Source organism: Mycobacterium sp. IDUB_28 (assembly GCF_055419285.1).
This window is the reverse complement of sequence record NZ_JBVAXK010000001.1, coordinates 420,850-432,990: the sequence shown is the minus strand read 5'-3', so window position 1 is coordinate 432,990 and position 12,141 is coordinate 420,850. Positions and strand designations below refer to the sequence as shown.

The 12,141-nt window shown below is 68.2% G+C and carries 11 protein-coding genes; 5 read left to right on the top strand and 6 right to left on the bottom strand.

Annotated elements, in window-relative coordinates:
- The first annotated feature begins 5 nt into the window (after nucleotides 1–5).
- On the top strand, nucleotides 6–1,064 hold the full coding sequence (locus tag ACZYZ9_RS02065; protein ID WP_463824533.1) for a saccharopine dehydrogenase NADP-binding domain-containing protein: 1,059 nt from the start codon (nucleotides 6–8) through the stop codon (nucleotides 1,062–1,064).
- Nucleotides 1,061–2,098 carry a Gfo/Idh/MocA family oxidoreductase gene (locus tag ACZYZ9_RS02060; RefSeq protein ID WP_463824532.1) on the top strand — a complete coding sequence of 346 codons (1,038 nt, stop codon included), beginning with the start codon at nucleotides 1,061–1,063 and terminating at the stop codon, nucleotides 2,096–2,098. Before ACZYZ9_RS02065 ends, ACZYZ9_RS02060 begins: the two co-directional genes overlap by 4 nt.
- 71 nt (nucleotides 2,099–2,169) lie before the next feature.
- On the opposite strand, the gene ACZYZ9_RS02055 is transcribed toward ACZYZ9_RS02060, so the two are convergent.
- The 3 genes from ACZYZ9_RS02055 to ACZYZ9_RS02045 form a co-directional block, all read right to left on the bottom strand.
- Nucleotides 2,170–4,509, bottom strand: coding sequence for an FtsX-like permease family protein (locus tag ACZYZ9_RS02055; RefSeq protein WP_463824531.1), 2,340 nt, complete (start codon nucleotides 4,507–4,509; stop codon nucleotides 2,170–2,172).
- On the bottom strand, nucleotides 4,506–5,270 hold the full coding sequence (locus ACZYZ9_RS02050; protein ID WP_463824530.1) for an ABC transporter ATP-binding protein: 765 nt from the start codon (nucleotides 5,268–5,270) through the stop codon (nucleotides 4,506–4,508). Before ACZYZ9_RS02050 ends, ACZYZ9_RS02055 begins: the two co-directional genes overlap by 4 nt.
- Nucleotides 5,271–5,408: 138 nt before the next feature.
- Nucleotides 5,409–5,771, bottom strand: coding sequence for an ArsR/SmtB family transcription factor (locus ACZYZ9_RS02045; protein ID WP_463824529.1), 363 nt, complete (start codon nucleotides 5,769–5,771; stop codon nucleotides 5,409–5,411).
- A 95-nt stretch (nucleotides 5,772–5,866) separates the two neighbouring features.
- Between ACZYZ9_RS02045 and ACZYZ9_RS02040 the strand changes: the two genes are divergently transcribed.
- A complete protein-coding gene (locus ACZYZ9_RS02040; protein ID WP_463824919.1) occupies nucleotides 5,867–7,837 on the top strand; it encodes a heavy metal translocating P-type ATPase in 1,971 nt (656 codons plus the stop codon).
- Between the two features lie 12 nt (nucleotides 7,838–7,849).
- On the opposite strand, the gene ACZYZ9_RS02035 is transcribed toward ACZYZ9_RS02040, so the two are convergent.
- Genes ACZYZ9_RS02035 through ACZYZ9_RS02025 form a run of 3 tightly spaced genes read right to left on the bottom strand, consistent with a single transcriptional unit; the run spans nucleotide 7,850 to nucleotide 9,865 of the window.
- Nucleotides 7,850–8,698, bottom strand: coding sequence for an SURF1 family cytochrome oxidase biogenesis protein (locus ACZYZ9_RS02035; protein WP_463824528.1), 849 nt, complete (start codon nucleotides 8,696–8,698; stop codon nucleotides 7,850–7,852).
- Nucleotides 8,698–9,195 carry a low molecular weight protein-tyrosine-phosphatase gene (locus ACZYZ9_RS02030; RefSeq protein WP_463824527.1) on the bottom strand — a complete coding sequence of 166 codons (498 nt, stop codon included), beginning with the start codon at nucleotides 9,193–9,195 and terminating at the stop codon, nucleotides 8,698–8,700. Before ACZYZ9_RS02030 ends, ACZYZ9_RS02035 begins: the two co-directional genes overlap by 1 nt.
- Entirely contained in the window at nucleotides 9,188–9,865 is a 678-nt protein-coding gene (locus ACZYZ9_RS02025; RefSeq protein WP_463824526.1) for an HAD-IA family hydrolase, read from the bottom strand. The genes ACZYZ9_RS02030 and ACZYZ9_RS02025 overlap by 8 nt, the downstream gene beginning before the upstream one ends.
- Nucleotides 9,866–9,944: 79 nt before the next feature.
- Here ACZYZ9_RS02025 and cobC point away from each other — a divergent pair, with 79 nt between their 5' ends.
- Nucleotides 9,945–11,009, top strand: coding sequence for an Rv2231c family pyridoxal phosphate-dependent protein CobC (gene cobC, locus ACZYZ9_RS02020; protein ID WP_463824525.1), 1,065 nt, complete (start codon nucleotides 9,945–9,947; stop codon nucleotides 11,007–11,009).
- Nucleotides 11,006–12,139 carry a Nif3-like dinuclear metal center hexameric protein gene (locus ACZYZ9_RS02015; protein WP_463824524.1) on the top strand — a complete coding sequence of 378 codons (1,134 nt, stop codon included), beginning with the start codon at nucleotides 11,006–11,008 and terminating at the stop codon, nucleotides 12,137–12,139. The genes cobC and ACZYZ9_RS02015 overlap by 4 nt, the downstream gene beginning before the upstream one ends.
- The last annotated feature ends 2 nt before the right edge of the window (nucleotides 12,140–12,141 follow it).

Sequence of the window (12,141 nt, the reverse complement as noted above, 5' to 3'; positions counted from 1 at the left end):
GTCCGGTGCGGAATGCATTGCTGCTCGGCAGTACCGGCGCGGTGGGCCGAAGTTGCCTTGCCGTGCTGGCACACCGCGACGACCTGGCTGTGGTGGTCGCCGGTCGCGACGAAACCCGCCTGCGCGAGGCGGCCTCAGCCGTGGTGGGGGACATCGAGACAACGCGACTCGACGTGACCGATCGGGCCGCACTCGACGCTGCCCTGACCCGTTGCGATGTCATCATCAACTGCGCCGGTCCGTCCCAACAGCTCAGCGCACAGGTCGCCGGGGCCGCCATCGAAGCGGGGGTGCCCTATATCGACCCGGGCGGCGACCAGGCACTGCTCGACCGGTATGCGACGGCGCCAGTCCCCGTCGTCCTGCAAACAGGTGTGCAGCCCGGCCTGTCCGGATTGCTGCTCCGGGTGCTTGCCGAGCAGCAGACCGACGACATCACCGTGTGGTGCGGCGGACTGCAGCGGTTGACGCCCGCGTCGGTGCTGGAATACCTCGCCAGCCTGCACGACACACACGGCTACCCGGGTGCCGCCTGGCGCGGCGGGACGGTGCGACGGATCAGCCGTGCTGAGTGCAAACCCGCTCCGGCGCAGTATTTTCCGGGATCGGTCAGCGTGCACCCATACCTGGACGCCGAAACCGTCGCGGTCGCAGCCCGGCTGGGCACCAGCAATGTCCAGTGGCTGAACGTGTTCGACAGTGAACGCACCACGCGTGCGATGCAGCTGTTGGCGGTGGACGACAAGAGGTCGCAAGACCTGAATGCGGTGCTCGAGGCGGCCAAATTGGACCTCTTCGGCCGCCGACCTTACTTCGCGATAGTCGCCGCCGCCGGCGCCGGTCCCGTTCCCAGAACCCTCGCTTTCACCTGCACGGACAGCTACCGCGTCACCGGAGCCGTGACCGCCTACGCGGCCCAGCATTATTCGGACGCGCGGACCGGCGCCCAGCCGTTCTGGAGCATCGAAACGCCGCGGCACGCATTGGACTTCGTCGTCGAGGCCGTGCCAGGCACCGCGGTATCTGTGGTCGACGACTCGACGATCGAGGAAGGTGCCCTGTGACCGCGAGCCGCCGGGAACGACCCACGGCCGTCGTGGTCGGAGCGACATTCGGCGCGGTCTACGCCGAAGGTTTGGCCGCGCCCGAATCGCCCGTGGAGTTGGTCGGACTGGTCTCCACCGGATCTGCGGCGTCGGCACACCTGGCGGATCGGCTCGGCATAGCGCTCTACCCGAACCTGGCCGCCCTGCCGGCTGTCGACATCGCCTTCGTGGTGGTGCGCTCTGCAGTGGTGGGGGGCGAAGGCGCCCAGATCTGCGAACAGTTGCTTGCGCGCGGCATACACGTGCTGCAGGAGCAACCCGTTCATGCCGACGAGGTCCTGAAGCTACTGCGGGTGGCCAAAGCGAACTCGAAACTCTACGCCGTCAACGACTTCTACAGCCGGGTTGCGCCGATGCGCCAATTCATCACGGCGGCAAGAGCTCTCGATAAGATTGCGCCGATACGCTACGTTCACGCCCGCTCGTCGATCCACGTGTCCTATCCGCTGTTCACCGTTCTCAGTGCCGTCGTCGGCCCGCTGACGCCGGCTCGCATCGTGGTGCCGCCCCGTACCGAGGGCCCGCCGAGTTCCTTTGTCGCCGGCCGGATGATCCTGGGCGATGTGACCGTCGACCTGTTGATCCAGAACGAACTGTGCCCTGACGACCCCGATAACTATGCGCGCCTGATGCATACCATCACGGCCGGATCCGAGGCCGGTGAGTTGGTTCTCGCCCATACCCACGGATCCACCTGGTGGCACCGGCGTCCTGACACCCGCGCTGCGACAACAGATGTGCCGATCTCCGAACGCGTCGGCATTGCATACGAACCCGGCACGGCACAGGTTCGCAACCAAATATGGCCCCAGGCAGTTCGGTTGGCGGCCACCGAGTTCATCGGCGCGATCGGCAGTAACCGCACGGTGGTCTCGCAACGGTTCGTGCGTGCGACTCGCTTGTGGTCGGAGTTCACCTCGGCCCTCGGGCCGGCCACTCCCGTGGGGCCGACACCACCGGTGGCAGTGTGCGCTTCGGATCTGGCGACCTGATGACCCGTCCCTGCGTCGACGTTCGACCGCTACCGCCGCACGCCACTCGAGGGGCGCTCAACCCTTCACGATCACAAGGCGCGCTCCCGCACGATCCGTGCCAGATCGATGCCGTAAATCCTTCGCACCACCGGAATCTGCGCCAGCACAGCGGCAAGCAGAATCGCCGATGCGACGACTAGCGGTGTCGCGGTATGCATCTCGAGGCGCACATGGTAGCCGTGGCTGGTATAGGTCGACAACAACAGCTCCGCGTCGAGGATCCCGCCGACAATCCCGAACGGGACCGCGGCTGCGGCAATACTGAAATTCTCGGTCGCGATCAGACGGGCGAGCATGCCGGCGCTCATACCTTCGGCGTGCAGTGCGCCGAGTTCGCCCAACCGTTCGGATATGTTGGCCGACATCGCGTTGTACAACATCGCGGCCGCCATCACGGCCGCGAGGACGAGCATGATGTTGACGAGCGTGTTGTAGAGGCTGAAGGCCTGCCGCATGGTGGATGCCAGCGCTGTCGTCGACCGGTACGCGACCACGCCCGGGACGGCGGCGATCCGGTCTCCTGCCGAGCGCGCGTCGGTGCCCGGCTTGAGTTTGATCCGCACGCCATTCGGCGGCAGCGAAGCCGCTTGTGCCCGAAGCTGGTTCAGTGAGATGTACACGACGGGCGAGAATGGTTCGTCGACGAATCCGGCCACCCGTTCGGTGAACCGGAGTTTCGACTGCGGCACTGCGATGTCGATGCGGTCACCCAGCGAGACCGACAGGGTGTCGCGCAGACCTACCCCGAGCAGGACTCCGTCGCCGGTCAGTCGGTCGGCTCCCGATTCGGCCGGAAACGCGTGCATCTGGGTCTGGGGTGACAGCCCGATCATCATTGTGTCGTACCGGTGGGCGGCAGCAGAAAGGGTGACGCCGTAGGAACTGAAGGCTTCGGCAGCGGCGACGTCAGGGTCCGCGCGGAGCCTGTCCGCAACGGCCTCGACCGGACCGGATACCACCGCGTCGCCATCCTGGCGCTCGATCTGCCCGAACTGGCGGTCGACCATGCTGGGGACCGTGTCGCGCATGCCGGCGAACACCATCACCAGGATCACCGAAACCGCCACTCCCACCGCGGTGAACGCCGTTCGCCGACGATTGCGCAGGATGGACCGCAGCATCATGCGCCACCGGGCCGGGGCGCGCTCGAGCACCGGCACCAGGCGTTCGACCAGGCTGCGACGACCCCGCACGCTCGGCGGGGCCATCCGCATGGCTTCTGCGGGTTGCATTCTGGCCGCGGCAGTCGCCGGCGCCACCGCAGCAACCAGTGCGACCGAGAATGCGGCGGCGGCGGCCAACAGGTATGTCAGTACATGCATCTGGGTCAGGTGCATCGGCAGCGCGATGGCCTCGGTGTACCTGGTGGTGATGAATTGCCCTAACAGGTAACCACCGAGCAACCCGGGCGGTGTCCCCACCGCGGCGCAGGCGAGACCGTAACCCAGGTAATGTCGGCGCACCGTGTTCGGCGAAAGCCCGTTGGCGATCAGGGTTCCGATAACGGCCCGCTGCGCCCACACGATCCGGGACAGGAGCACATACGTCCCCAGCACCACGGCGGCGAGAAACAGCCACGGCAGGATGCCGGCGAGGCTACCGAACTGCTTCACGTCGTCGCGCAGCGTCTGATACGACCCCTGCTGGTCGCGAGGAACGAACTGCAGCCCCGTATTCCGGGCGATGTCGCCGGTGGCGGCGATCAGAGCGCTCGCCTCGGAGCGATCGCGCGCGAACACGGCGATCTGCTCGCCGGCGCGCGGCAGCACACGGCGCAATTCGTCATCGGGCAGGAACACCACACCGAAGTCCTCGGGCGTGGTGAGGATCTCCTGCGCGGAGCGCGCCGGCCACAGGTACTCGGTGGACATCGCCGAGCCGGCGACCGAAAAGTGTTGCCAGCCTTGCGCTCCCAATATTTCTATGGTGTCGCCGCGGTCAAGGTGATAATGGTCGGCGAGGTGCTGCTCGAGCACCACCTGCCCCCGGCCCGGCAGGACCCCGGTTTGCATGTCGAGCAACGACACATCGGGCTGGCGGGCCTCCGGTATGCCGATAGCACGTCCGTAGATGGCGTGCCGGTTCAACCGCAATCCGACGTCGGCGTGATGGCGCGCCTCGACAAGTGGCCGGCCCGGTAACGTGGCGACGGCGTCTGTGAGCCCGACCGCACCGGGTCCGGACACGATCGCGTCCGGCAGCCGTTGGGTGGCGTAGGACCGGTCCAGGGAGTCGTCGAGATTTCGGTAGCCGTCGGTGGCGGCGACGAACACCGCAACGCCGATGCCGATGATTGCGGCGATAGCCGCGAAGCGCCACCGCTCCCGCCAGACATCCCGACGGACTTTGCGCCGCAGCGAGCGACTCACCAGTTCAAATCCGTTGCTGCTACTGGATTTTCGACTACTTCGGACTTGCTGATCGCGCCCGCATGTAACCAGAGGACGCGATCGGCCATCCGGGCGATCTCGGCGTTGTGGGTGACCACGACGAGGGTGTGCTGCTTATCTCGCGTCAGATCGCGCAATGTGGCCAAGACCTGTCGGCCGGTGACCAGGTCAAGGCTGCCGGTCGGTTCGTCGCACAAGAGCAGCGGCGGCTGCTTCACGATTGCCCGGGCGATCGCCACCCGTTGTTGCTGGCCGCCGGACAGTTGCGCGGGAAAGCGGTTCGCAACCGCACCGAGACCCACCTGGTCCAGAGCGGCACGACTTCGGCGCGCCGCGTCCGGGCCGGTCAGTTCGGCGAGTACTTCGACGTTCTCGAGTGCGGTCAAGGTGGGCACGAGGTTGAAGAATTGGAAGACGAACCCAACTTGGTCGCGGCGATACTGGGTGCGCAGCTTGCGATTCAGCAGTTCGACCTGGCGTCCGTACACCTCGATCGTCCCTTCGGACGGTTGATCGATTCCGCCGATGACGTTGAGCAGTGTGGTTTTCCCCGATCCGGACGGTCCGAGAAGTACGACGAATTCGCCGGCCCGGACTTCCAGGTTCACCGCGCGCAGGGCCACGACCTGGGTAGGGGGGGTGCCGTAGGTCCTGCCGACGCCGTTCAATCGCAATGCCGGCGATGCACCGGGTTGCGGTCCTTCGACGGTGTCGTCGCCGACATCGGACCGAGTCCTCATGCGTTCACTATTTCATTTCGATCGCAGCCCGCCCGGCGGCCCCGGGCTGGCCGGTCCCGCCCGCGGCCACCGGTCAAGCGGCCCAACCCAGGTCACCGAGTCGGCAGCATCGCGATCGAGCTCACGGGGAGTTGCGCTTCATCCTGCGGACTGGGTGGGGTCGCTGATGCCGAGACGCCGGTGTTCGCTGTGGTAGATGGCTTGGTCGAGCAGTTCCGCCACGTGATTGTCGTAGAGGCTGTAGACGATGCTGCGGCCGCTGCGGTTACCCACCACCAGTCCGAGATGACGGAGCAATCGCAGCTGATGCGATACGGCTGACTGTTCCATCCCGATCGCGTCGGCCAGGTCGGTGACCGGACGCGGTCCCTGACGCAGTTCGGTCAGGATCAGCAAGCGGGACGGTGTGGCCAGCGCCTGCAGCGTGGCAGCCACATGGGCTACCGCTTCGGCGTCGAGGCGCGTCGTGGGTCGCTCGCGGCCGCCGACACCATGTCCCATACCTGGGCAGTTTATCCCACCACTATATATATGAAGACATGTTCATATCGTCTGGTATCGTCGGCCTGGTTCCGGCTGCGGTCTTGGAGGTATCGGTGTCCATCTCGACATTCGCCGCTGCGCGACCCGAGCGGACACCGGTCCTGCCGGTGCGGCGCACGCCGCTGCTGGCGCTATCGGAGATGCGCTGGGCGGCACTGTCATTGGTGTTCTTCGTCGCCGGTCTGACGGCGCAGCTGCTCGGCGGACCAGGTGAGGTGTGGTGGGCCATGTATCTGGCCTGCTGTGTGGCCGGCGGCTGGCAGCCAGGGTTGGCCGGGTTGCAGGCGCTGCACCGCCGCACCCTGGATGTCGACCTGCTCATGGTGGTGGCTGCCATGGGCGCCGCCGCTATCGGTCAGATCACCGACGCCTCCCTGCTGATCGTCATCTTCGCCACATCGGGTGCGCTGGAGGCTCTGGCCACCGCTCGCACCGAGGATTCGGTGCGCGGACTGCTCGAGCTGGCACCCGATACCGCCACCCGTGTCCGCGCCGACGGCGGCGAAGAGGTAGTGACAGCCGCGGACCTGGACGTCGGCGACGTCATCGTGGTTCGTCCGGGCGAACGCGTCGCCGCGGACGCCGTCGTGATTGGCGGGAGCAGCGACGTGGATCAAGCGACCATCACCGGTGAGCCGTTGCCGGTGGCCAAGAGCGCGGGCGACAAGGTGTTCGCCGGCACCCTCAATGGCACTGGGGCGCTGCGCATCCGGGTCGATCGCCGCTCGGCGGACTCCATCGTCGCGCGTATCGCGGCCTTGGTTGCGCAAGCGAGTGGAACCAAGGCTCGCACGCAGTTGTTCATCGAGAAGGTCGAGCAGCGGTACTCGTTCGCCATGGTGGTGCTGACCTTGGCCGTGTTCGCGATACCGATGCTGGCCGGCGAATCGGTGCAGCGAGCGTTGCTCCGCGCCATGACATTCATGATCGTCGCGTCACCGTGCGCGATCGTGCTGGCGACCATGCCGCCCCTGCTGGCCGCCATCGCCAACGCCGGCCGCCACGGGGTGCTCGCGAAATCCGCGGTCGTGATGGAACAGCTCGGCACCACTTCCCGGGTCGCCTTCGACAAGACCGGCACGCTGACCCGCGGGATTCCCGAACTCAACGAAATACGCTGCCTCGAACCGAGATTCAGCGCCGATGAACTGCTGCGGCTGGCAGCAGGAGCCGAGTACCCCAGTGAGCACCCGCTGGCCGCGGCCGTCGTGACCGCAGCCCGCGAGCGTGGCCTGGACCTGCCCGCGGCCGAAGCTTTCGCCGCCTGCCCGGGACGGGGTGTCACGGCCGTCATCGAGGGGCGTTCGATCGGTGTCGCCTCGCCGGCGTCGCTGTCCCGAGCCACCGGCACCCGCGAGACGTCAGCGCTGGCCGCCGCCGTGGAGGCGCTGCACCGCAGCGGCTACACCGCCATCGCGGTGACATGCCAGCAGCGTCCGGTCGGCGTCTTCGGCCTCGCCGACCAGCTCCGCCCCGAAGCGGCCGCCGCAGTCGATGCTGTGCGGCAATTGACCGGCAGTGCACCGATATTGCTGACCGGCGATAATCCCGCTCCCGCCAACCAGCTCGCCGCCCGGGTCGGCATCACCGACGTCCGCGCGGCGCTATTGCCCGAGGACAAGGTCACCGCGGTCCAGCAACTTCAAGCCGACGGTCACAGCGTCGCGGTGGTCGGGGACGGCATCAATGACGCCCCAGCGCTGGCCGCCGCCGACGTCGGTATCGCCATGGGCGGCGCGGGATCCGACCTCACCCTGCAGACTGCCGATGCCGTGATCGTCCGCGATGACCTCACCACCGTCCCGGCCGTCATCGCGCTGGCCCGGCAAGCGCGCCGTGTCGTAATCGCCAATCTCACGATTGCCGCTGCCTTCATCACCGCGCTGGTGATCTGGGACCTGGCCGGAGCGCTGCCATTGCCGCTCGGCGTCGCCGGACACGAGGGCTCCACCGTGATCGTCGGACTGAACGGGCTGCGGTTGCTCCGCCCGGCCGCCTGGCAGCGCGCCGCCCGAACCGCGTGAAGACAATCCGCCTCAACGCCGGCGACCGTACCGGTCGGCCAGTTTCTCCTCGACGGTCATCGGCATGTCAGCCGCCGGCGCCACCGGCTCCACCGACGGCTGCAGCGCCTTCTCCCGTCGCCGCGCCCGGACCTCGGCGTAGACGAAATATCCCAGCGCGGCGGGAGCCACGACGCCGAACAGAATCCATTGGATGCCGTAGGACAGGAACGGCCCGGCATCCAGGTGCGGCACCCCGATCACGCCGAGGCCTCCGGGCTGGTCCTCGACCAACTGCAGATACGACCCGGCCAGCGGCACGCCGGTCAGCGCCGCGACCTGACCGGTGTTGATCGAATACACCTGTTGATAGCCGTCTCTGGTGAGCGGTTCCTTGCCGGACACCAGCGCCTCGGAATCGCGCAGGCGTGCAGTGAGGGTCACGGTGTGCTCCGGTGGACGCGGGATCGGCGGCACGTGCGACCCGGTCTCGGGCCGTACGTAGCCACGGTCGACCAGCACCGTCGGCCCGCCGTCGACGACGAACGGCGCCAGCACCTCGAACGCCTGGTCGCCCTCGACGACCCGCAGTCTGGCCAGCACCCGCACGTCCGGCAGGTAATGTCCGGTCGCGGTCACCTGGCGCCACTGCGCCTCGGGCGCAGACGAATCCTGTTGCGGCAACAATGTTTTGAGCGCGACCGGGGGTGTGCTCAGGGAATCGGTGATCTGCTGGTTCTCCCGCGACGTCCTGGTGTTCTTGCCCAGCTGCCACGGCGCCAGCACGGTGAAACACAGGTAGGTGAACGCGATGCACACCAGCCACAGCGCCACCCAGCCCGGCCGCAGCAGGAACGTAAGACTCGGGACTCTGCGGGCCATCAACCGGTCCCGTTCTGCGCGAGCCTCTCGTCGACCCAGTCGTGCAGGCCCGGCAGGGCGGCCTCGATGACGACGAAGGCCTCCTCGAAGTCGCCGTGGTCGCCGTAGTAGGGGTCCTCCACGTCGAGGGCGTGCGCTCCTGAGCGGGGGTCGAACGAGCGCAGCATCCGCAGCCGCTGGTGCTCGACGCCGAGTTCGCGCAGCATCCGTTCGTGGTTGCGGCCCAGAGCCACTACCAGGTCTGCTGCCAGATGCTCGTCGTTCAGTTGGGCCGCGCGGTGCTCGGTGGGGTAGCCGTGGTCGCGCAGCACCTGTCTGGCCCGCCGGTCGGCGCCCTCGCCGACGTGCCAGCTGCCGGTGCCGGCGCTGGTCACCCGCACCACGTCGTCCAGGCCGCGTTGCTGAATCTGGTGGGCGAACATCTTCTCGGCCATCGGCGAGCGGCAGATGTTGCCGCTGCACACGAACGTCACATGCAGCTTCTCCGAATCAGACACCCAGGATCCTCCGCAATTCGTCGACGGTCGCGACGTGCGTCACGCGGTCCGGCGGCTCTCGGTCGGCGAAGTCGGCCTGGCCGTATCCCCAACCGACCACCACCGTGTCGATGCCGTGCGCGGTCGCACCGTCGACGTCGTGGCTGCGGTCGCCGACCATCAGTACCCGCTCGGGCAGCGGCTGCAGCTGTGCGAGCGCGTGGGCCAGCACCTCGGTCTTGGACTTGCGCGAACCGTCCGGGCAGGCGCCGGCGATCACCTCGAAGTGCTGGACCAGCCCGAAATGATCCAGGATGCGCACCGCCGTCGGCTCCAGCTTGGAGGTGGCCACCGCCAGCCGCACCCCGGCGGCCTGCAGATCGGCCAGCAGCGGCGCAATCCCGTCGAACAGGCTGTTCATCGCCCATCCGCGAGTCCCGTACTCGGCCCGGAACGCGGTGAAAGCCTCGTCGGCACGCCCATCGAGCCCCAGCGCGCGGAACGTCTCGTCCATCGGGGGGCCGACGATCCGGGCGGCCAGGTCACCGTCCGGAAACGGCGCGCCGACCAGGGTGAGCGCGTTCCGGAAGCACGCCACGATACCGACGGCGGAATCGGTGAGAGTGCCGTCGAGATCGAAAATCACCAGCTGCGGCGTCACGTCCGGGATGGAACCTGTCACGGCCCCCATTGTGGTCGATGCCCATGTCGGGCCGCGCTGGGATGCGCCGGATGTCTGACACCCACGATCGCGCACTAATGTTCCAGTGATGGCAGTTGCGGACCAGAGCGCGTCAACTCGCCTTGCGCTGGCGCGCCATCACGGCGATCAGGACGTCATGCCCGGCATGCTCGATTTCGCCGTCAACGTCCGGCACAGCCAGCCGCCGCCGTGGCTGCTGCAACAACTCGGCGGGCGCTTGACCGACCTGGCCCACTACCCGGGCGCCGCTGACCTGCAGGCCGCCCGACACGCCGTCGCCGCGCGTCACGGCCGGGACATCGACGACGTGTTGCCGCTGGCCGGCGCCGCTGAGGGATTCGCGCTGCTGAGCAACCTGCGCCCGCGCCGGGCGGCGCTGATCGCGCCGTCGTTCACCGAGCCGGAGGCGGCGCTGACCGCGGCCGGCGTCCCGGTGCACCACGTCGTGCTGCGGCCGCCGTTCACCCTGGACACCGCGCAGGTTCCTGAGGACGCCGACCTGGTGGTGGTCGGGAACCCGACCAACCCGACCTCGGTGCTGCACACTCGCGAGCACCTGCTGGCGCTGCGCCGGCCCGGGCGGATCCTGGTGATCGACGAAGCATTCGCGGATGCGATTCCCGGGGAACCGGAGTCGCTGGCCGGCGACGCGCTGCCCGACGTGCTGGTGGTGCGCAGTCTGACCAAGACCTGGGCGCTGGCCGGGCTTCGGGTGGGTTACGCACTGGGGGCACCGGACGTGCTGGCCCGGTTGACCGTCACCCGCCCGCACTGGTCGGTGGGCACGCTGCAGCTGGCCGCGATCGCGGCGTGCTGCGCGCCGCAGGCCGTGGCCGAGGCGGCGGCCGATGCCGCGTGGTTGGCGGCGGTCCGCACGGCGATGGTGGCCGGTCTGGAGTCGGCGGGATTCGCGGTGGTCGACGGGTCGGCGCCATTTCTGCTGTGCCGCAGCCCTGATGCGGAGCGAATACGAAATTATCTGCGCAACAACGGAATTGCGGTTCGCCGGGGTGATACCTTCGTCGGCCTGGACGCGACTTATCTGCGGGTCGCGGTGCGTGCCGAGTGGCCCGTATTGGTGGCACGGCTGATCGAGATGTCCGCCTGCGCGCCCAGCGGGGGGCACCGGTGAGCGCGCGGCTGGTCGATGTCATCGACGTGCTGGAGGAGGCTTACCCGGCTCGGCTGGCCGAGTCGTGGGACTCCGTCGGGCTGGTGTGCGGCGACCCCGCCGACGTGCTCGAGTCGGTGACGATCGCGATCGACGCGACGGCCGCCGTCGTCGACGAGGTGCCCGACGCGGGATTGCTGCTGGCTCACCATCCACTGCTGCTGCGCGGGGTCGACACGGTCGCGGCCAACACACCCAAGGGTGCGTTGATTCACCGGCTGATCCGCTCGGGCCGCTCGCTGTTCACCGCGCACACCAACGCCGACTCCGCGGCACCGGGGGTGTCCGACGCGCTCGCGGATGCACTGGGCCTGACGGTGGAGGCGGTGCTGGACCGCTCGCCGGTCCCGTGCGACATGGACAAATGGGTCATCTACGTGCCGAAAGAGGACGCGGACGCGGTGCGCAACGCGATCTTCGCGGCCGGGGCCGGGCACATCGGCGACTATTCGCACTGCAGCTGGAGTGTCACCGGTATCGGCCAGTTCCTGCCCCACGAGGGGGCCACGCCGGCGATCGGCGACATCGGCACCATCGAACAGGTGGCTGAGGACCGGATCGAGGCCATCGCACCGGCGGCCATTCGCGGCGGCGTCCTGGCGGCGATGCGCGCCGCCCACCCCTACGAGGAGCCGGCGTTCGACATCCTTGCCCTGGCGCCACCACCGGCCGATACCGGGTTGGGTCGCATCGGGGTGCTGCCGCAGCCTGAACCGTTGCGCGACTTCGTGTCCCGCGTCGGTGCGGCGCTGCCGCAGACCTCCTGGGGCGTGCGGGCCTCCGGTGATCCCGAGCTGCCGGTGTCGCGGGTCGCGGTCTGCGGGGGAGCGGGGGATTCGCTGCTCGGTGCGGTGGCCGGTGCGGGTGTGCAGGCCTACGTCACCGCCGACCTGCGCCACCATCCCGCCGACGAGCACCACCGGAAATCGCAGGTCGCCCTGATCGACGTCGCGCACTGGGCCAGTGAATTCCCCTGGTGTGCGCAGGCGGCCGCGGTGCTGCGGGCGCGATTCGGGTCGTCCTTGCCGGTGCGGGTATCAACCCTGCGCACCGATCCGTGGAACCTGGCATCGGGTGGGGACCGGTGCTGAGA